The following is a 20964-nucleotide window of genomic DNA, read 5'->3' as shown; positions in this document are numbered from 1 at the left end:
TTCGAGAAAAATTGAATCAGAACAACTATCCGATCCCTAGCCGGGAAGAAATCCTCGGCGTACTGAGAACTTCGGGGTCGCCCCTGTCGGCCGGCGACATCGCCAAGGCCCTGGCCGTCACGCGCAAGGAGCATGACGGCTTTCAGAAACGGCTTGCCGCGATGGAACGCGACGGCCAGATCGAGCTGAACCGCAAGGGCCGCTACGAACTGGCCCATCAACCGAATTTCGTGGTGGGCCGCGTACAGGGCCACCGCGACGGCTTTGGCTTCCTGATTCGCGACGATGGCGAGGACGATATCTTCCTGCCCGAGCGCGAACTGCAGAAGGCGATGCACAACGACCGCGCCCAGGTGCGCGTGGTGGGCTACGACCGCCGCGGGCGTCCGGAAGGGCAGATCGTCGAGATCGTGGAGCGGGCCAACCGCTTCGTGATCGGCCGGCTGCTGTCCGAAAACGGCGTGCTGGTGGTGGCGCCCGAAGACAAGCGCATCGGCCAGGACATCCTGATCCCGCCCAAGTCGCAAGGCAAGGCGCGCGTGGGCCAGGTGGTCAGCGTCGAACTGATGGAATGGCCGGACCGTTACGTGCAGCCCGTGGGCCGCGTGGTCGAGGTGCTGGGCGATATCGATGATCCCGGCATGGAAATCGAGATCGCCGTGCGCAAGTACGGCGTGCCGCACGAGTTCTCGGCGGCTGCCGCCAAGGAAGCGCAGGCGTTGCCGGACGAAGTGCGCCAGGCCGACCTGGATCACCGCATCGACCTGCGCGACGTGCCGCTGGTGACGATCGACGGCGAGGATGCCCGCGACTTCGACGATGCGGTCTACTGCGAGCCGGTCAAGATCGGCCGCGCCAAGGGTTGGCGCCTGATCGTGGCCATCGCCGACGTGTCGCACTACGTGCGGCCCGGCACGCCGCTGGATGCCGATGCGCTCGACCGCGCCACCTCTGTGTACTTCCCGCGGCGTGTGATTCCGATGCTGCCGGAAAAGCTGTCGAACGGCCTGTGCTCGCTGAATCCGAATGTCGACCGCCTGTGCATGGTCTGCGATGCCGTGATTACGGCCAAGGGCGAACTCAAGGGCTACCAGTTCTATCCGGCCGTGATGCACTCGGCGGCGCGCCTGACCTATAACGAGGTCTGGGCCGTGCTGTCGAACACCAAGGGCCCCGAGGCGCACAAGCGTGCCGAACTGGTGCCGCACCTGCAGAACCTGTACGAGCTGTTTCAGGTCCTGCTCAAGGCGCGCCGCGAGCGGGGTGCAATCGACTTCGACACGACCGAGACGTATATCGTCTGCAACGCGCAGGGCAAGATCGAACAGATCCTGCCGCGTACCCGCAACGATGCGCACCGGCTGATCGAGGAGTGCATGCTGACGGCCAACGTCTGCGCGGCCGACTTCCTCGAACGGTTCAAGCACCCGGCGCTGTACCGCATCCACGCGGGCCCGAGCGAGGAAAAGCTCAAGAACCTGCGCGAATTCCTGAGGACGGCCGGCCTGTCCCTGGGCGGCGGCGACAAGCCGCAGGCATCGGACTATGCCGAGGTGATGGACAAGATCAAGTCCCGCCCCGATGCGCCGATGCTGCAGACGATGCTGCTGCGCTCGATGCAGCAGGCCGTCTACAGCCCGGACAATATCGGCCACTTCGGCCTGGCCTACGAGGCCTACGCGCACTTCACGAGTCCGATCCGGCGCTATCCCGACCTGCTCGTGCATCGCTCGATCAAGGCGATCCTGGCGCATACCAAGTACCGGCCGGCCTTTATCCACGGCACGGAACTCAACACGCAGATCTCGCCCAAGGCGCGCCGCATGCAGGCCGCCGATGCCGAGAAACGTGCCGAGAACGCCGCCGCTCGCGCCAAGCGCGACGAGGGTATTTGGGACGAACTGGGGCTGCACTGCTCGGCCAACGAACGCCGTGCCGACGAGGCATCGCGCGACGTGGAAGCCTGGCTGAAGTGCTACTTCATGCGTGACAAGCTTGGCAGCGACTTCGCCGGTACGATCAGCGCGGTCACGTCGTTCGGCATCTTCGTGCAGCTCGACGAGCTGTACGTGGAAGGGCTGGTGCATGTCACCGAACTGGGCAGCGACTACTTCCAGTACGACGAGGCGCGCAACGAACTGCGTGGCGAGCGCACCGGCATCCGCTACCGGCTGACCGATCGCGTGCGCGTGCAGGTATCGCGCGTGGACCTGGATGCGCGCAAGATCGACTTCCGCCTGGTGCAGGAGCCGTCGGCCAAGACGCTGCGTGGGCGCGCCGGTGCTCCCGAGCAACCGCGCGTGCCGGCAGCCCATGCGGTGCCCGCGCGCAAGAAGGGTCGGCAACTGGCCGCGCTGCTGGGCGGCACCTCGAAGCCCGAGGAATCGTTCGACGAAACGCTGGACCGCGTGATCGAAGAGCAACCGGTGTTCGAGGCCGTGATCACGCCGGTGAAGCCGCGTGAAGCGAATGTCGGGCATGCGCCGCATCCGGGCCGCCAGACGCCTGCTGGCAAGCAGGCCAAGCGGGCCGCCAAGCCCAAGCCGCCGCACCTGAAGACGGCCAAGAAGTCCGCTGCCAAGCGGGCGCCCAAGCCAGCCGGCAAAACCAGCCGCGCCACGCGCAAGCGGTAAGCAAATCGGCGTTGTTGTGAGGCCATGGCGGGTACAATGCGCGCCATGGCCAAACACAAACTCCTGATCGGCTTTCACGCCGTCAACGCACGCCTGCGCCAGAACGCGCAGAGCGTTTCCGACATCTACATCGAAGCGAACCGCAAGGACCGCCGCATGCTGGACTTCGTCCGGCTGGCGGAAAGTCTTGGCGTGACGCTGCATCCTGTGGATGCCGATCGCCTGCGCGGCATGGCCGGCACCGACCGCCACCAGGGTGTGGTGGCGCGTGCCGAGGATGTCTCGCTCGCCCTCAATCTCGACGAATTGCTGGACGGCATCGAAGGCACGCCGCTGCTGCTGGTGCTGGATGGCGTCACCGATCCGCACAACCTCGGCGCGTGCCTGCGCGTGGCCGACGGTGCCGGCGCCCATGCGGTGATCGCGCCGAAGGATCGCAGCGTCGGTCTCAATACCACCGTGGCGAAGGTGGCAAGTGGCGCCGCCGAAACCGTGCCGTACATCACCGTGACCAACCTGGCGCGCACGCTGCGCGAACTGCAGGAGCGCGGCATCTGGGTGATCGGTACGGCCGACGGCACCGACAAGTCGCTCTACGACATGGATCTGAAGGGCCCGACCGCGATCGTGATGGGCGCCGAAGGCGAGGGCATGCGCCGTCTGACGCGCGAAACCTGCGACGAGCTGGTAGCCATTCCGATGGCTGGCGGCGTGGAAAGCCTCAACGTATCGGTAGCCAGCGGCGTGTGCCTGTACGAGGCAGTGCGCCAGCGCCGAAGCTGAGCATGATCGTCGACGCCGCCGCGCTGGAGCAGGCTCGCCAGTGGATCGACGCCGCGCGCAATATCTTCGTGCTGACCGGCGCGGGGATCTCGGCGGAGTCTGGCGTGCCGACCTTCCGCGATGCCCTGACGGGGCTCTGGGCGCGCTTCGATCCCGAGGAACTCGCCACCGAGGAAGCCTACCGGCGTCAGCCGGCGCTGGTGTGGCAGTGGTACGAGCACCGGCGCGAACTGGTGGCGGCCGCCAGGCCGAATCCCGCCCACTTTGCGCTGGCGGCGCTGGCCAGTCAGAAATCACTGACGCTGGTCACGCAGAATATCGACGGCCTGCATCAGCAGGCCGGCAGCCAGCACGTGGTGGAACTGCACGGCAACCTGTTCGCCAACAAATGGCTGGACGGCTGCGGCCGCTGCGACACGGTGCCGCCCGTGCCGGGCGAGCCGCCGCATTGCGCGCTGTGCGGGGCGATGATGCGCCCCGGCGTGGTGTGGTTTGGCGAGGATCTGCCGCGCGTGGCGCGCTTTCGTGCCGATCATGCCGCGCAGAACTGCGATCTGTGCCTGGTCGTGGGAACGTCGGGGCTCGTATATCCGGCCGCGGCCCTGCCAGGACTGGCGAAGGAAACGGGTGCCCGTGTGCTTCTGGTCAATCCGCAGCCTTCGGCGCTGGATGCCACGGCAGACCTGGTGTTGCCGGCGGCGGCAGGGGAGTGCCTGCCGATGCTGTGGTCGCAAGCTGCGGGCTGATCGTCTGACGGTTTTTTCCCGATTTGCCTTCCCCGCCAATGGCAGCAGGGCAGGCAAGTCAGGGGGACAGCGGCGTGCCGTCGGCTGCTTCGCTCAGCCCGCCAGTTCCGCCACCAGCTTTTCGAGCTTGACCGCGTCCGCCGCGAACAGGCGGATGCCTTCCGACAGCTTCTCGGTGGCCATCGCATCCTCGTTCAGTTGCCAGCGGAAAGCGGCCTCGTCTGCGGCGATGCGCGCGATGTTGCCTGCCTGGGCTTGCTCCACCGACAGCTTGCGTTCCACCGTGGCCTGGCTGCCTGCCAGTTGTTCCAGCAGGTCCGGGCTGATGGTCAGCAGGTCGGAGCCCGCCAGCGCCAGGATCTGGCCCGTGCCGCGGAAGCTGGCACCCATCACCTCGGTCTCGTAGCCGAATTTCTTGTAGTAGTCATAGATCTGGCGCACCGAACGCACGCCGGGATCGTTGTCGCCGGCGTTGGCATCGGCGTCCCACTTGTCGCCCGCCTGCTTCTTGTACCAGTCGAGAATACGGCCGACGAACGGAGAAATCAGCTGCGCACCGGCTTCGGCACAGGCCACGGCCTGCACCAGCGAGAACAGCAGCGTCATGTTGCAGCGGATGCCCTCGCGCTGCAGGATCGCGGCGGCCTGGATGCCTTCCCAGGTCGAGGCAATCTTGATCAGCACGCGCTCGCGGGCCACGCCGCGCTGCTCGTACAGGCTGATCAGATGGCGCGCCTTGTCGACGGTGGCCTGCGTGTCGAACGACAGGCGCGCGTCAACTTCCGTGGAGACGCGGCCCGGCACGATCGCCAGGATCTCGCAGCCGAAGGCGATCAGCAGCTGGTCCATGACTGCCTCGACGCCCGCGCTGCCGTGATGGTCGCGCGTGGCCTGCTCCAGCAGCGGCCGGTACTCGGGCTTCTGCACGGCCTTGAGGATCAGCGACGGATTGGTGGTCGCGTCCTGCGGCGTGTACTGCTTCATCAGCTGGAAGTCGCCGGTATCGGCCACTACCGTGGTGAACTGCTTCAGTTGTTCGAGCGCGTTCATGATCTGGTTCCGTCTGGAAGAAGTCTTGGGGCGAGGGGTCGCCGGGAATGGGTCATTGTAACGGCGTGGCGTGATGCGGCAAGCCGGCATGGGCGGCCGGTGCGGCTACAGATGCAGGTGGCCGATCTGGCAGCAGGCACGGCGGCAATCGCCGGGCAGCGGCCGCGATCCGCTACACTACGCCCTTTCCCAACGCAATTCTGGCTGTTGTCATGACTCAGGATGAACTCAAGGCGCAGGTCGCGCAAGCCGCCGCGGACTATGTGAAGCAGGAAGTGCCCGAAGGTGCCGTTCTCGGCGTGGGTACGGGCTCCACCGCCAATCTCTTCATCGACGCCGTCGCGGCGTTCAAGGAACGCTTCAGCGGCGCCGTTTCCAGCTCGGAAGCATCCACGCGCCGCCTGCAGCAGCATGGCTTTACCGTGCTGGACCTCAATGATGTCGACACCATCCCCGTCTACGTCGACGGCGCCGACGAGATCGACGCCTCGGGTGCGATGATCAAGGGCGGCGGCGGCGCGCTGACACGCGAGAAGATCGTGGCGTCGGTGGCCCAGCGCTTCGTCTGCATCGCCGATGGCAGCAAGCTGGTGCCGGTCATGGGCACGTTCCCGCTGCCGGTCGAGGTGATTCCGATGGCACGCGCGGCGGTGGCTCGCCAGCTGGCAGCGCTTGGCGGTCAGCCGCGCCTGCGCATGACCAAGGAAGGCGGCATCTACAAGACCGACAACGGCAATGTGATTCTCGATGTGGCCGGCCTGAAGATCGAGGACCCGAAGGCCCTCGAAGAGCGCATCAACCATCTGCCAGGCGTGGTGACGGTGGGCCTGTTCGCGCTGCGTGGCGCCAATGTGCTGCTGCTGGGCACCGAGCAGGGCGTCCAGCGTACCGATTACTGAGCGGCGCAGTCTTGCCGCCCAGGCGGGCGGTCAGCCCGCGAGCCCGTGCCCGACGGCGTAGACCGCCACCTGCACGCGGCTGGCCAGATTGAGCTTCTTTAGAATGTTCTGCACGTGAATCTTCACGGTGCTTTCGGCCACGCCAAGCTCGCGGGCGATTTCCTTGTTGCTTTCGCCGCGCACCAGCCCCTGCACGATGTCGCGCTCGCGCGCCGTCAGCGGGGCGTTCCCCTGGCCGCCATCATGGCCGCGCCCCGCGCCGGCCTGCATGCTCGGTGCACGAAACTGCTGCACCAGCTTCGCGGTCATGCTGTCCGAGATCACCGGTTCCCCGGCCGCCGCGCGCCGGATGGCGCTGGTCAGCGCTTCGGTCTCGATGTTCTTGAGCAGATAGCCGCGCGCGCCGCTGCGTAGTGCGGTCGCCAGTTCCTCGGCCTCTTCCGACACGGTCAGCACGATCACCGCGCTGTCGGGCAGGTCTTCCACCAGCAGATGCAGTGCCTCCAGCCCGGACAGGCCCGGCATGTTCAGATCCAGCAGGATGACGTCAGGCCGGTGTTGCTTGGCCCGCTTGATGCCCTCCACGCCGTCGGCGGCTTCGTCGACGATCTCGAAATCCGCTTGCCGCTGCAGCAGGGCGCGAATACCCGACCGGAACAGCGTGTGGTCGTCGATCAACAGGATTCGGATTGTCATGATGCGGGTTCCTCAGGCCGGTGTGGTGGCCGGCGCAATGTCCGGCTGGTCGGCCGATGTGCCGGGGCTGGCGTCGGATGCCAGGTCGCGCGGCAGCGTCAGTTCGATCCGCACGCCAAGGCCGGGGCTTGCGTCGATGGCAAGCTGCGCGCCAAGCCGGGCCGCGCGTTCGCGCATGATGTGCAGGCCGATGTGGCTGGCGTCGTGCTCGTTCAGGCGGCCGGCGTCGAAGCCGTCGCCATCGTCCTGAACCACAAGCCGGAACAGCCGGTCATGCCGGATCGAGATGGTCACATGCTCGGCCATGGCATGCTTGCGCACGTTGGACAGCGCTTCCTGCAGGATGAAAAGCACCTGCAACTGGTCTTCGGGCTGCAGCGGCAGGCCCTTGTCGTCGATGGTCAGCGTGGCCTCGGTGCGGCACTGGCGCCGGAAGCGAGCCACTGTTTCTTCCACGGCGGGGCGCAACTCCCCGGTGGTCAGCCGCGAGCGGAAGTTGTGCAGCAGCTCGCGCACGTCCTGATAGCTCTCGTCCACGCCATGGCGCAGCAGCGGGATGATCTCCTGAACCTCGCCATCGGCGCCCCGGTCCACGGCGTCTTCCAGCAACTGCACCTGCAGATTCAGGAAATTCAGGCCCTGCGCGATGCTGTCGTGCAGCCCCTGCGCCACGAGGTTGCGTTCCTCGACCACCGCAAGCTGGCGCGCACTGGCGGAAAGGCGCACGTGTTCCAGCGCGGTGGCCAGATGCTGGGCCATCGTTTCCAGCAACTGCCGATCCGACGGCGGCAGTTCGCGCGCCACGCGGAAGTGCAGCGTCAACGTGCCGACCGGACCACGCAGCGTGTCCAGCCGGAACGCAGCCATCGACAGGAAGCCCTCGCGCCGGCATGGCGATGGCAGGGCAGGCGGCATCGGGGCCAGCGCCGGTGACACGGCCCGCCGCAGGTCGGCAACCGTGACGATGCCGGCCTGCGTGGCGTGCCCGCAATGGCAGGCATCGATATCCGAGCAGTGGTCGTTGTCGGCCAGGGTTGTGGACAAGCCCGCCGATGCCAGCCGGTGGAGCTTGCCCTGGCGGGCGTCGTACATGCGCACCGAGCCACCATCGGCGCCGAACTGCTGCATGACGCGCTCCAGGAAGCCGTGTGCCAGGCTTTCGGAATCGCCAGCCTGGTTCAGGAAGGCGGCCATGTCGTAGAGCGCTTCGAGGTCACGATTCTGGCGTGCCAGTTCGGCCGTCTTGCTGGTCACCCGGGCGGCCAGGTCCTGGTAGAGATCCTGCAGTTCGGCGGCCATCCGGTTGAAGCCGGAGGTCAGCGTGCCGAACTCGTCGCGGGTCTCCACCGGCAGCCGCAGCGAGAATTCGCGCGCAGCCATGCGGCGCAGGCCATCCTGCAGGCGCAGCACGGGCAGGATGATCCAGAGGTAGAGCAGGTAGATGACCGCCACGGTGCCCACGCATGCCATCACCGCAAGACCAACCTGGGACAGTCTCAACATGTCGGTCTTGCGCGCACTGTCGTTTTCGATCTGCCGGACCAGCCGGTCGGCCCGGTCCACAAAGCCGGGCAGTGCGCGGACGTACTGGCTGGCGTTGCCAGCCAGGGCCAGGGGCTTCAGCTCCTGCGACCAGTCGGCCAGCACGGCATCCAGTTGGGCATGGATGGCGGGTTCGTCGGGCAGGAACAGCGGGCGCGCCGGATTGCCCTTGCGGAGTTGGGCCAGCGTGTTGTCCAGGGTGGCAATCTGCTCGGCCAGGGTGTTGGGTTTGCCCGATGCCGACAGCGACAGCTCGATGGCGACGCGGTTGGCACGCATGCGCAGGCTGCCGGCGTCATTGATGGCGGCGCCCGCGCCTTCGAGCTTCCAGGACAGGTAGAGCGTGCCGGCGATCATCGTCAGCACGGCCATCAGCGACACCAGCGACAACAGGATGATGCGCGTGGACAGCCGGTGGCGCGGCGGGGTCAGCCGAACCGTATCCGGGACGTGACCGGTCTCGGGCAGCGGATACGGGGTGTCGGCGGCGGTGACTGCCGCGGCAATATCTGAGGGTGTTGGAATCGTGGGGCCTGGCATCTGATCGGGTTGGCGCAAGGGGGCGGGCACAACCTCGGGCTGATTTTCGGCCTGAAGGGGCATGTGATTTCTGCGCCAGATCAAGAAACATGCAATCCGCGGCGTAACTGCGGCCTGACCGTGGCGCGGACGCCAGCGGGTCTTGAACCACCGCCAGTCCGAGGCGGACAATGTGCCGATTCCGGTATCTACCCGGCGGGGACTCGAGGGAATCGGTCAGTGAAAGCGGCAAACCTTGACTATGCGCAGGCGCCACGGCCAGCCGTGGTGTTCGGCTGTCTGATGCCTGCCCCATGGCTGGGCGCGGCGGCAGGCTTGCTGCTGGCCTGCGGGCCGGCCGATGGCCTGCCGCACCGCTTTGCGCCGCTGGCCCTGGCTTCGGTCCATGCGCTGGCACTTGCCATGCTGTTGCCGGTGATGCTGGGCGCACTCTTTCAGATGTTGCCGGTGATTGCACGTGCGCCCGTACCGCGCGTGCGATGGCTGGCGCCGTTTGTGGCACTGGCTGGGGCCGGCATTGCGGCGGCGCTGGCTGTCGGCTTTGTCGGCGCGCAGGCCACCGCGTTTCGCTGGGCGGCGATGCTGGGTCTGTTTCCGCTGCTTGTCTCGATCATCCTGCTGTCGGCAGGACGCCGGGTGGCCCGTGTCGACGCCACCACACGCACGCTGGCATGGGTCGGGGTGCCTTTGCTGCTGGCCGTCGCCGCAGGCGTCGGGCTGGCCTTCACGCTTGGAGGCGGGTGGACACCGTCGATATCGACATGGTTTTCCGCGCAGTTGCCTACGCTGCTGTCATTGCATGTGGCGTGGGGTCTGGGCGGCTGGCTCTGTGCCCTGGTCACGGGGGTGTCGACCACCGTGCTGCCGATGTTCTGGCAGACCCGCCAGCTGCCCGCTGCCCTGCAGCGCTGCCTGCCGATGGCGCACTGGCTTCTGCTGTTCGCGTTCAGCGTTGTCGCGGTGGTCTTTCCGGATCACCATTTGGCATCGTTCGCGCTGTTGCCCTGGCTGGCCTTTGTCGTGTTGCTGGGGATATCGATGCTGGCCGCCGTGCTGCGCGCGCGCCGTCGCCATGATCCCCACTGGCTGCTCTGGCCCACGGCCATCGCCAGCATGGTGATGGCTTCGATTCTGACTGCCATCCAGCTATTCCAGTCCGGCGATGCGCCGATGGCCTTGCCCTGGTGGATTGGCGTGCTGGCCCTGGTGGGTGGCGGCGTGCTGCCGATCACGGCGATGCTCGGCAAGATCGTGCCATTCCTGGTGTGGTTGCATTTGCGTCGCCTGCTGCCGCCGCGTGCGCGGGTGCCGGTGATGCAGGACATCATTTCGCCCGTCCGGCAGCGGCAGCAGGGCTGGTTGTTGCTGGCGGCGTTCGTCGTGCTGCTGGCGTTGCCGCTGGCGCCGGCATGGCTGGCGCGCGTGGGAGGGGTGTTGTTTGCGGCATCCAACGCCTGGCTCGGATATCAGTTGCTGTCCGCGTTGCGATGCATGCTCAGGATGCGCAAGCAGGGCGGCTTGCCGCCCCGCGTACCGCGAGATTGAGTGGGAAGACAGGGAAGGGGGAGTAAGGAGAGTGCGTCCCGCCGTCAGACCGCGGCGACCGTGCCGGCCGTGGCAACAGGAGCGATGGTAGCCGGCGCCGCCGCCAGCGCGGCGGGTTTCTCGCCGGTCAGCAGATAGTGCATCAGTTCGGCAACGGGCCGGATCGCCTCGCCAAACGGCAGCTTGCCCTTGCCACGGAAGAACAGACCGCGCTCCACATCGCCGCGCACGGCCTGCGCGAGTTTCAGGTCGATACAGAACTGGCCGATCTTGGCCACGCCGTCACGCAACCCGCATGCCTGCAGGCAGTCGAAGCCCTCCAGGCAATCGCGCGCCTTGGCGCGGCGTTGCAGCCGGCTTTCGCTCGACAGGTAGCGTGAAAGCCATGGTGTCAGCACGGCGCGCGCCGGCAGCCCGGCCACGCTGGTGAACTCGCGCAGGGTTTCCGGGGTCGCCGTCGCCAGCACATGCTTGAAGTCCGGATGGGCATCGCATTCCTCGGTCACGGCGAACGCCGTGCCCAGTTGCACGGCCGACGCGCCTTCACCCAGCCAGTGACGCACCTTCTCGTGCGTATTGATACCGCCAGCCAGGATCAGCGGGATGCTGTCCCAGGCCAGCCCCAGCGTCTGGAACAGTTCGCGGCATTCGTTCAGCACGCGGGAGAAGGAAAAGCGCTCGTTGCCGAGGTCTTCGATCGTGGCGGCCCCGAGATGACCGCCCGCGTGCGCGGGATGCTCGATCACGATGGCGTCGGGCAGGCGGCCCTTCTTCATCCAGCGGCGCAGGACCAGGCCAATGCCGCGTGTTTCGGACAGGATCGGGATCAGTGCCACCTTGGGATGACCGGCGGCCAGTTCGGGCAGGTCGAGCGGCAGCCCGGCACCCATGACGATGGCGTCGGCGCCGCTCTCGCAGGCCTGTCGTACCAGCTGGGCGTGCGAGCCCACCGCCTTCATCACGTTCACCGCGATCAGGCCGCTGCCCCCCGACAGCGCACGCGCAGCCTGGATCTCGCGATCAAGCGCCACGCGGTTCACCGCCTCGATCTTTTCCTTGTCCCGCGTCCCGCGCGTCTGTTCCATCAGGTCGGGGTGATGGTGGCGCAGGTCGATGCTGGCAATCGTGCCCACGCCATTGTTGGCGGCCACGGTGCCAGCCAGGCGATGGGCGGAAATGCCAATGCCCATGCCGCCCTGGACGACCGGCAGCAGCCGCCGTCCAGCGAGTTTCAGCCAGTGTTCTGTCATGAGTCCATTCCGGATAGTGTTTGCTCAACGGCGGCCCAGGTGGCCGCCTCTTCATCGTCGGTGCACGTGCCGTGCTGGCGCTTGGTCGCACCCAACCGGTTCAGGACCAGATGGCGGGTCGGTGCAACGCCCGCCGACGCCAGGCATGCCTTGACGCAGGCCAGCGGACAGCCGTCGAGTGCCAGGATCGGCCGTCCTGACCGCGCCACGCGCGTCAGCGCCGGGACGCCACCGCCAACGCCGCTGATGCAGGACATCTCCGCCCGCCCGCTACGGTCGAGCCGCACGGCGAACTGATTGGCGAGTTGGGCGACACTGGAGCAGCCGGAGCAGGCGTAGACCAGTGGCAGGGCAGAAGCGGGCGACGGACTCATTGCATCAGGGGCAAACGGCAGTGACGTTGTGACGGGCGTCATGTACGGGGGCGTCGGGCAGCGGGCAAACCAGCGGCAGGAAGCTGTCGGCGCGGTCGGAGTAAGCGAGCAGCGCGCCGGCGGCGATATCGAAATACCAGCCATGCAGTGTCAGTTCGCCACGCTCGCACGCTGCGCGCACGAACGGGAACGACTCGAGGTTGCGCAGCGACACCAGGATCGATGCCTGTTCGCAGGCATGCTGACGCTGCTCGGCGCTTGCGCCGGGCATGGTCTGCTCCACCAGTTGGCGGGCGGGTGCCGCAATGCGCACCCAGGGGCCGATGAAATCCTGGCCGGCCCGCGCCGGTGCCGTGTCGCCCTCGACCTCGGGCCGCGCCAACAATGCGCGAATTCCCCCGCATCCGCTATGACCCATGACAATAATTCTGGCCACGCGGAGTTGCTCTACCGCAAATTGGATGGCCGCCGATACGCCGTGGAGCCGTCCGGTCTCCATTTCGCTACACGGTGGAACCAGATTTGCGACATTTCGGACGGTGAACAGGTCGCCGGGGTCGCTGCCGAGCAGCAGGCCGGGGTCCACGCGGGAATCGCTGCATCCAATCAGCAATGTCTGAGGATGCTGGCCGACGCGCAGCGCGTCGTACAACGCCGGGGCATCCTCGAAGTAATGCTGCTGGAAACGCTCGAACCCTTTCAGCAGGCGCTCGATCGTGTGCATGGCGATACCTCTCAGCGGCTGCGCACCAGTTGCCAGGCGCGTCCGAGATAGCCCACCGAGGCGAAGCCGCTCCACACATGTACCAGCCGCGTGAACGGGAAGATCGCGAACAGCGAGATGCCCATGAACAGGTGCGCCTTGAAGACCAGTGGCGCGTCGGCCACGTAGCTTGCGGCATCGCCGCGCAGCGTGACGATATGCTGGGCCCAGGTCATCAGCTGCACCATCATGTGGCCGTCCATGTGGCTGGCCGACGCGAAGATGGTCGACAGCCCCAGCAGCAGCGTGACCAGCAGCCACAGCAGCAGCACCTTGTCGCCGGTACGGGTCACGGCGGACACGCGGGCATTGGTCAGGCGGCGATGCAGCAGGATCAGCAGCCCGGCCAGGCACATGGTGCCCATCACGCCGCCGGCGGTCATCGCCACGGCCTGCTTGAAGCTGTGCGAGACGCCCAGGGCGTCCCACACCGCCACCGGCGTGAGAAGGCCGGCCATATGACCGAAGAACAGGCCGAGGATGCCTACGTGGAACAGGATGTTGCCCATGCGCAGGTTGCCGCGGTACAGCACCTGCGAGCTGTCCGACTTCCACGTGTACTGCTCGCGCTCGAAGCGCGCGAGGCTGCCGAACAGGAAGATGGCGGCGGCGATATACGGGTAGATCCCGAACAGGAATTGATGGACCAGGTTCATGGCAAGGGTCCTCGGTTAGCAGGGGTTGATGGCGGACGGCATCGCGCGCGCGGCGGCCGCCGCGTCGCGCTTGTAGAAGCGCACCGTCTCGACGTCGGGCTTGCGCGCCAGCAGCGGCTCCACGCCGTCGGCGCCGGGGCCGAACGTCTCCAGCGCTTCGTCCATGTCGCGCACGGGCGGCTCTTCCTGCGCCTGCGGCTGGACGTCCGTCAGCGTGCGCAGCGTCAGGAACGCGGCTGCGTAGGGGCTTTCGCTGCGGGCCAGGCGGTCGCCAATGGCGGCCAGCACATGGATGGCGTCGCCCAGCAACTGCTCGGCACGGGCTTCCTTGCCGTCCATGACCAGGGCGCCCAGATACTCCAGGAACAGCGGCACATAGTCAGGCAGCTCGCCGGTGGTCAGGTCGAAGCCGTCGCGCCGGTATTCCTCCAGCAGGTCCACCATCGCCTGGCCGCGATCCCGGCTTTCGCCGTGCACATGCTCGAACAGGTGCAGCGAATGGGCCGGGTTGCGGTCGAACGTGGCGACGTAGTTTTCCTGCAGCCGGATCAGCGGTTCGCGGCGCAGCACGCCGGTCAGCGGCGCGAGCATCTCGCGGGCCTGCGGCCATTCGGCCAGCGCCCAGTCGATCTCGGCCAGGCCGTCGACCAGCGCCTGGTCCGGATAGCTGAGCACGGCGCTCAGTACTCGATGAATAGTCATGGCGTTCTCCGGTTCGGTCAGGTTGCCAGCGCCTTGCGGGAGCGGGGCAGGTCGGCATAGGCCACTTCGGGCTGGGGCTTCTTGCGGCCGAACAGCGTGCCGTCCGATGTGCCGCCCGAGCAGCCGTTGCCGAAGCTGAAGCCGCAACTGCCTTTCTCGTCAAAGCTGTCCTCGGACATTTCCTTGTGCGAAGACGGCACGACGAAGCGGTCCTCGTAGTTGGCGATAGCCATGGTCTGGTACATGTCCTCGACCTGGGCGGGTGTCAGGCCCACCTGTTCCAGCACGGCCAGGTCCTCGATGCCATCCACGGTCTGGCCGCGCTTGTAGGCGCGCATGGCCAGCATTTTTTCCAGTGCGCCAAGCACCGGGATGACGTCGCCGGCGGTCAGCAGGTTCGCCAGGTACTTCACGGGAATGCGCAGGCTCTTGACGTCGGGGATCACGCCGTTCATGCCCATGAACCCGGCCTCGGCGGCCGACTGGATCGGGGAGAGCGGCGGGATGTACCAGACCATCGGCAGCGTGCGGTATTCCGGGTGCAGCGGGAATGCCACCTTCCATTCGACGGCCATCTTGTAGACCGGCGACTTGCGCGCGGCGTCGATCCAGCTCTGGGCAATGCCCTGGCGCAGCGCCTCGGCCTGTATGGCCGGGTCGTTGGGGTCCAGGAAGATGTCCAGCTGCGACTGGTACAGGTCGCGCTCGTCGGCCACCGAGGCGGCCTGTTCGATGCGGTCGGCGTCGTACAGCATCACGCCCAGGTAGCGGATGCGGCCCACGCAGGTTTCGGAGCACACCGTCGGCTGGCCGGCCTCGATGCGCGGATAGCAGAACACGCATTTTTCGGCCTTGCCGCTCTGCCAGTTGAAATAGATCTTCTTGTAGGGACAGCCGGAGATGCACATGCGCCAGCCGCGGCACTTGTCCTGGTCGACCAGCACGATGCCGTCTTCCTCGCGCTTGTAGACCGACCCCGACGGGCACGATGCCACGCAGGTGGGGTTCAGGCAGTGCTCGCACAGGCGCGGCAGGTACATCATGAACGTGTTCTCGAAGGTCGAGTACATGTCCTTCTGGATCTCGTCGAACAGCTTGTCGCGGCTGCGCGAATCGAATTCACCGCCCAGGTCGTCTTCCCAGTTCGGGCCCCATTCGATCTTCTCCATCTTCTTGCCGGTGATGGCCGAGACGGGGCGTGCCGTGGGCGGGGTTTCCACCAGCGGGGCCTTCTGCAGGTGCTCGTAGTCGTACGTGAACGGCTCGTAGTACTCGTCGATCTGCGGCAGGTTCGGGTTGGCGAACATGTTCGACAGGATCTTGCCCTTGCCGCCCTGGCGCGGGGTCAGGCTGCCGTCGGCATTGCGCTTCCAGCCGCCATTCCACTTGTCCTGGTTCTCCCATTCCTTCGGAAAACCGATGCCGGGCTTGGTCTCGACGTTGTTGAACCATGCGTACTCGACACCTTCGCGGCTGGTCCAGACGTTCTTGCAGGTCACGGAGCAGGTATGGCAGCCGATGCACTTGTCGAGGTTGAGCACCATGGCCACTTGAGCGCGGATCTTCATTGCCATGCTCCTTCAGTCTTTTCTGCCTTGTTTGTGGGGGTGGGTTCTTCTTTGCGCGGACCTTCCAGCCAGTCCACCTTGTTCATCTTGCGAAGGATCACGAATTCATCGCGATTGCTGCCAACCGTGCCGTAGTAGTTGAAGCCATACGCCAGTTGCGCGTAGCCGCCGATCATGTGCGTGGGCTTGGTCACGGCGCGCGTGACCGAGTTGTGGATGCCGCCGCGCATGTCGCTGGTTTCCGCACCTGGCACATTGACGATTTTTTCCTGTGCGTGATACATCAGGCACATGCCTTGTGGCACGCGCTGCGACACCACCACCCGGGCGGTCAGCGTGCCGTTGACGTTGAACACTTCCACCCAGTCGTTATCGCGGATGCCGTTGGCCTTGGCCTCGGCTTCCGAGATCCAGACGTGCGGGCCGCCGCGCGACAGCGTGAGCATGCGCAGGTTGTCCGAGTAGGTGGAGTGGATGCCCCACTTCTGGTGCGGCGTGATCCAGTTCAGCACCAGTTCCGGATTGCCGTTCGGCTTGCGGCCCAGCATCGGGCCCACGGTCTTGGTGTCGATGGCCGGCTTGTAGACGCACGCGCCTTCGCCAAAGTCCAGCATCCAGCGGTGGTCCTGGTAGAACTGCTGGCGGCCGGTCAGCGTGCGCCATGGAATCAGTTCGTGGACGTTGGTGTAGCCGGCGTTGTAGCTGACTTCCTCCGATTCCAGGCCCGACCATGTGGGCGCGGAGATGATCTTGCGCGGCTGGGCCTGCACGTCGCGGAAGCGGATCTTGTCGTGCTCGCGGCCCGCGGCCAGGTGCGTATGGTCGCGCCCGGTGATCTTGGACAGTGCGTCCCACGCCTTCACGGCCACATGGCCGTTGGTCTCGGGCGCGAAGGTCAGGATCATCTCGGCCGCGTCGATGGCGGTCTCCAGCCGCGGGCGGCCGTAGCTGACGCCGGGCTCGGTCACGGTCTTGCTCAGGTGGCCGATCTCGTGGACTTCATGCTTCGTGTCCCAGTTGATGCCCTTGCCGCCGTTGCCCATCTTGTCCAGCAGCGGCCCGATCGACGTGAACTTCTTGTAGATGTCCGCGTAGTTGCGTTCCACCACGGTCATCGACGGCGCCGTCTTGCCCGGGATCAGGTCGCACTCGCCGTGCTTCCAGTCCTTCGGCTCGAACGGCTGGCCCAGTTCGCCCGGGGTGTCGTGCAGCAGCGGGGTGCAGACCAGGTCTTCGCGCGTGCCCAGGTACGGGCCGGCAATCTCGGTGAACTTCTTCGCGATGGCCTTGTAGATTTCCCAGTCGGTCTTGCTTTCCCACAGCGGCTGCACGGCTTCGGACAGCGGGTGGATGAAGGGGTGCATGTCCGACGTGTTCAGGTCGTCCTTTTCATACCAGGTGGCGGTGGGCAGCACGATGTCGCCGTACAGGCAGGTGGTGCTCATGCGGAAATCGAGCACCGTCAGCAGGTCGAGCTTGCCCTCGGCGGCCGGACGCACCTTGACCTCGCTTGGCTTGATGGCGTCATTCTCGTCGCCGAACACGGCGTTTTGCGTGCCGAGCAGGTACTTGAGGAAGTATTCGTGGCCCTTGCCCGAGCTGCCCAGGATATTCGAGCGCCACACGAACATGTTGCGCGGGAAGTTGGCCGGGTTGTCCGGATCGTCGCAGGCAAACTGCAGCGCGCCGGACTTCAGCTGTTCCACGGTGTGGGCAACAGGGTCCTTGCCGGCCGCGCGGGCATCGGCCACCACGTCCAGCGGGTTGCGGCCGAGTTGCGGCGCCGACGGCAGCCATCCCATGCGTTCGGACTTGGCGTTCAGGTCCAGCAGCGACAGGTTGTCGTAGCGCTTGTGGTCGGCCGTGGGCGCCAGGATCTCGTCGACGCCAAGCTTCTCGTGGCGCCACTGGCTTGTGTGGTTGTAGAAGAACGACGTGCCGTTCATATGGCGCGGCGGGCGCGACCAGTCGGAGCCAAACGCCAGCGGCGCCCAGCCGAACTGCGGACGCAGCTTTTCCTGGCCGACGTAGTGGGCCCAGCCGCCGCCGCTCTGGCCCACGCAGCCGCACATCATCAGCAGGTTGATGATGCCGCGGTAGATCATGTCGTTGTGGTACCAGTGGTTCAGCGCCGCGCCGACGATCACCATGCTCTTGCCGTGGGTGCGGTCGGCGTTGTCGGCGAACTCGCGCGCCACCTGGATCACCAGATGACGCGGCACCGACGTGTGCTTTTCCTGCCAGGCCGGCGTGTAGGGCACGTCGTCGTCGAACGATACCGCCACGTTCGGGCCGCCCAGGCCCTGGTCGACGCCGTAGTTCGCCATCTGCAGGTCGTAGACGGTGGCCACCTGCACCACGGTGCCGTCGGCCAGCGTCAGCCGGCGCACCGGTACGCGACGGCGCAGCAGCGCATCGTGTTCGCCGCCGAAGTAGGGGAAGCCCACTTCGGCCACTTCGTCTTCATGGCCGATCAGCGACAGGCGCGGGTCGATCTCGCGGCCGCTGCCGCCGTCCTTCATTTCCAGGTTCCAGCGGCCCACCCTGGCGCCGTTGTCATGGGCGGCCTCGCCCCAGCGGAAGCCGATGGAGCCGTTCGGCGCCACGATCTCGCCGGTGGCCTGGTCGATCACCAGCGTCTTCCATTCCGGATGGTTGGCCTGGTCCAGGTTGCCGTCCAGATGGGACGCGCGCAGGAAGTGGTCGGGTACCAGCGTGCCGTTCTGGTCGCGCAGCAGCACCAGCATCGGCATGTCGGTGTACTGCTTCACGTAATCGCGGAAATACGATGACTTGCCGGTGGCGTGGAATTCCTTGAGTACCACGTGGCCCATGGCCATCGCCAGCGCGGCATCGGTGCCTTGCTTGGGCGCCAGCCAGATATCGCCGAACTTGACCATTTCGCCGAAATCCGACGACACGGCCACGGTCTTGGTGCCCTTGTAGCGGACTTCCGTATAGAAGTGTGCGTCGGGCGTGCGGGTCTGTGGAACGTTCGAGCCCCAGACCATCAGGTAGGTGCTGTTGTACCAGTCGGCCGACTCGGGCACGTCGGTCTGCTCGCCCCAGATTTGCGGGCTGGCCGGCGGCAGGTCGCAGTACCAGTCGTAGAACGACAGGCAGGCGCCGCCGATCAGGCTCAGGTAGCGCGCGCCGGCCGCGTACGAGACCATCGACATGGCCGGAATTGGCGAAAATCCGATCACCCGATCCGGGCCGTATTCCTTGACCGTGAAGGCATTGGCGGCGGCGATGATTTCAGTGGCGGTATTCCAGTCCGCGCGCACAAAGCCGCCCTGGCCGCGCACGCTCTTGTAGCGCGCGGCCTTTTCGGGGTCCTGGCTGATCGATGCCCAGGCGGCGATCGGGTCCATGGTCTTGCGGGCCTCGCGCCACATCTCCATCAGGCGGCCGCGGATCATCGGATATTTCACGCGCTGCGCCGAATAGACGTACCAGCTGTACGACGCGCCGCGCGGGCAGCCACGCGGTTCGTGGTTGGGCAGGTCGGGGCGCGTGCGCGGGTAGTCGGTCTGCTGGGTTTCCCAGGTGATCAGGCCATTCTTGACATACACCTTCCACGAGCACGAGCCGGTGCAGTTCACGCCGTGCGTCGAGCGCACGATCTTGTCGTGCTGCCAGCGGCTGCGATAGCTGTTTTCCCACTTGCGGTCTTCGTTGACCACCGCACCATGCCCGTCCGCGTAGGTGGACTTCACGCGCGACAGGAACTTCAGTCGATCCAGAAAATGAGACATTTCTTATGTTCTCCGCTTGCTTTTGTGGGTGATGCCCGCCTCAGCAGGGCATGGGGGCGTTACGGCGTGCGTAGTACCACCAGGTCACGAGTACACAACTTAGATAGAAGGCGATGAAACCGTAGAGCGCGGCATCGGGCGAGCCGGTCAGTTCCAGCGACGTGCCGAAGCTCTTGGGAATAAAGAAACCGCCATAGGCACCGATCGCGCCCGAGAAGCCCAGCACGGCGGCCGATTCCTTGCCGGCGTCCTGCAGGGCCTGCTTCTGCGCGGCATCGCCCTTGCCGGCTGCGTCGCGTTGACGCTCGGTCAGGAAGATCACCGGGATCATGCGGAACGTGGAGCCGTTGCCCACGCCGGTCAGGGCGAACAGCACGATGAACGCAATGAGGAATGCCTGGAAGCTGCCGGCCTGGCCGTCATGGGGCAGGGCGGCCAGCACGGCGCAGACGGCGCCGATCATGCCGACGAAGGTCCAGAGCGTGACGCGCGCACCGCCGAGCTTGTCCGAGATCCAGCCGCCAACGGGGCGGGTCAGCGCGCCGACCAGCGGGCCCAGGAAGGCATAGGCAGTGGGGTTGATGCCCGGGAACTGCGACTTGGTCAGCAGCGCCAGGCCAGCCGAGAAGCCGATGAACGACCCGAACGTGCCGATATAGAGCCAGCACATCAGCCAGTTGTGCTTGCGCTGGAAGATCACGGCCTGTTCCGCGAACGACGCGCGGGCATCGGCGATGTCGTTCATGCCGAACCACGCAGCCAGCGCTGCCACCACGATGAACGGCACCCAGATAAAGCCCGCGTTCTGCAGCCACAGGCTCTGCGCGGCGCCGTTGGCCTGATAGCTCTGCGGTTCGCCGCCGAGTGCGCCGAACACGGCCACCGACACCACCAGCGGCGTGACGAACTGCACCACGGACACGCCCAGGTTGCCGATGCCGGCATTCAGGCCGGTGGCCAGGCCCTTCTTCGCCTTCGGGAAGAAGAAGCTGATATTGGCCATCGACGAACTGAAGTTGGCGCCGCCCAGGCCGCACAGCAGGGCCAGCACCAGCAGCGTCGGGTAGCTGGTGGACGGATCGCGCAGCGCAAAGCCCATGCCCAGCGCCGGAATCAGCAGCAGCGCGGTGGAGATGGCCGTGAAGCGGCGGCCGCCGAACACCGGCACCAGGAACGAATAGAAGATGCGCAGCGTGGCGCCGGACAGGGCCGGCAGCGCGGTCAGCCAGAACAGCTGGTTCTTGGTGAACTGGAAGCCGGCACGGTCAAGGTTGACCGCCACCACGCTCCAGAGCATCCAGACCACGAATGCCAGCATCAGGGCCGGGATCGAGATCCAGAGGTTGCGATAGGCAATGCGTTCGCCCCGGTCGCGCCAGAACGTGGCGTTCTCGGGCTCCCAGCGGGTCAGTACGGTACTGGTCATGATGTGCGAGAGAAGGAAATCGGTGGGAAAGCG

16 protein-coding genes are annotated in these 20964 nt (G+C 66.1%); 5 read left to right on the top strand and 11 right to left on the bottom strand.

The window, feature by feature from the left end; all coding sequences use genetic code 11:
• Positions 1-11 precede the first annotated feature (11 nt).
• From rnr to A9J21_RS08280, 3 genes are read left to right on the top strand one after another with little or no spacing between them, the layout of a single operon-like run.
• Positions 12-2633, top strand: a complete 2622-nt coding sequence (gene rnr, locus A9J21_RS08290; RefSeq protein ID WP_066733781.1) for a ribonuclease R — start codon at positions 12-14, stop codon at positions 2631-2633.
• A 45-nt stretch (positions 2634-2678) separates the two neighbouring features.
• Positions 2679-3416 (top strand): 23S rRNA (guanosine(2251)-2'-O)-methyltransferase RlmB, encoded by a 738-nt coding sequence (gene rlmB, locus A9J21_RS08285; RefSeq protein WP_066733910.1) that lies wholly within the window; start codon positions 2679-2681, stop codon positions 3414-3416.
• A gap of 2 nt (positions 3417-3418) precedes the next feature.
• Positions 3419-4162: an NAD-dependent deacylase gene (locus A9J21_RS08280; RefSeq protein ID WP_066733779.1), complete on the top strand. Its 744-nt coding sequence runs from the start codon at positions 3419-3421 to the stop codon at positions 4160-4162.
• Between the two features lie 93 nt (positions 4163-4255).
• Here A9J21_RS08280 and tal read toward each other — a convergent pair whose 3' ends face one another.
• The gene (gene tal / locus A9J21_RS08275) at positions 4256-5212 is read right to left on the bottom strand and encodes a transaldolase (RefSeq protein ID WP_066733777.1); all 957 of its coding nucleotides are present in this window, start codon (positions 5210-5212) and stop codon (positions 4256-4258) included.
• 212 nt (positions 5213-5424) lie between these two features.
• Between tal and rpiA the strand changes: the two genes are divergently transcribed.
• Positions 5425-6111: a ribose-5-phosphate isomerase RpiA gene (gene rpiA / locus A9J21_RS08270; protein ID WP_066733774.1), complete on the top strand. Its 687-nt coding sequence runs from the start codon at positions 5425-5427 to the stop codon at positions 6109-6111.
• Positions 6112-6141: 30 nt separating this feature from the next.
• Here rpiA and A9J21_RS08265 read toward each other — a convergent pair whose 3' ends face one another.
• Positions 6142-6807 (bottom strand): response regulator, encoded by a 666-nt coding sequence (locus A9J21_RS08265; RefSeq protein ID WP_066733771.1) that lies wholly within the window; start codon positions 6805-6807, stop codon positions 6142-6144.
• A gap of 12 nt (positions 6808-6819) precedes the next feature.
• Positions 6820-8889, bottom strand: coding sequence for a type IV pili methyl-accepting chemotaxis transducer N-terminal domain-containing protein (locus tag A9J21_RS08260; RefSeq protein ID WP_082926305.1), 2070 nt, complete (start codon positions 8887-8889; stop codon positions 6820-6822).
• Positions 8890-9108: 219 nt separating this feature from the next.
• Between A9J21_RS08260 and A9J21_RS08255 the strand changes: the two genes are divergently transcribed.
• Positions 9109-10434 (top strand): hypothetical protein, encoded by a 1326-nt coding sequence (locus tag A9J21_RS08255; protein ID WP_066733767.1) that lies wholly within the window; start codon positions 9109-9111, stop codon positions 10432-10434.
• Positions 10435-10478: 44 nt separating this feature from the next.
• On the opposite strand, the gene A9J21_RS08250 is transcribed toward A9J21_RS08255, so the two are convergent.
• Genes A9J21_RS08250 through A9J21_RS08215 form a run of 8 tightly spaced genes read right to left on the bottom strand, consistent with a single transcriptional unit; the run spans position 10479 to position 20931 of the window.
• Positions 10479-11684, bottom strand: coding sequence for a nitronate monooxygenase family protein (locus tag A9J21_RS08250; RefSeq protein ID WP_066733765.1), 1206 nt, complete (start codon positions 11682-11684; stop codon positions 10479-10481).
• Entirely contained in the window at positions 11681-12058 is a 378-nt protein-coding gene (locus A9J21_RS08245) for a putative zinc-binding protein (protein WP_066733762.1), read from the bottom strand. The genes A9J21_RS08250 and A9J21_RS08245 overlap by 4 nt, the downstream gene beginning before the upstream one ends.
• A gap of 4 nt (positions 12059-12062) precedes the next feature.
• Entirely contained in the window at positions 12063-12782 is a 720-nt protein-coding gene (locus A9J21_RS08240; protein WP_066733759.1) for a carbonic anhydrase, read from the bottom strand.
• A gap of 11 nt (positions 12783-12793) precedes the next feature.
• Entirely contained in the window at positions 12794-13477 is a 684-nt protein-coding gene (gene narI / locus A9J21_RS08235; protein ID WP_066733756.1) for a respiratory nitrate reductase subunit gamma, read from the bottom strand.
• Positions 13478-13492: 15 nt separating this feature from the next.
• Positions 13493-14179, bottom strand: coding sequence for a nitrate reductase molybdenum cofactor assembly chaperone (gene narJ, locus A9J21_RS08230; RefSeq protein ID WP_066733752.1), 687 nt, complete (start codon positions 14177-14179; stop codon positions 13493-13495).
• 17 nt (positions 14180-14196) lie between these two features.
• Positions 14197-15747 (bottom strand): nitrate reductase subunit beta, encoded by a 1551-nt coding sequence (gene narH, locus A9J21_RS08225; protein WP_066733750.1) that lies wholly within the window; start codon positions 15745-15747, stop codon positions 14197-14199.
• A complete protein-coding gene (locus tag A9J21_RS08220) occupies positions 15744-19505 on the bottom strand; it encodes a nitrate reductase subunit alpha (protein WP_066733747.1) in 3762 nt (1253 codons plus the stop codon). The genes narH and A9J21_RS08220 overlap by 4 nt, the downstream gene beginning before the upstream one ends.
• Positions 19506-19545: 40 nt before the next feature.
• A complete protein-coding gene (locus A9J21_RS08215) occupies positions 19546-20931 on the bottom strand; it encodes a NarK family nitrate/nitrite MFS transporter (protein ID WP_066733745.1) in 1386 nt (461 codons plus the stop codon).
• Between the last annotated feature and the right edge of the window lie 33 nt (positions 20932-20964).

Source organism: Cupriavidus sp. D384 (assembly GCF_001652915.1).
Taxonomy (GTDB): Bacteria; Pseudomonadota; Gammaproteobacteria; order Burkholderiales; family Burkholderiaceae; genus Cupriavidus.
Note: the sequence above shows the minus strand (reverse complement) of the source record. Positions and strands in the feature narration are given on the sequence as shown.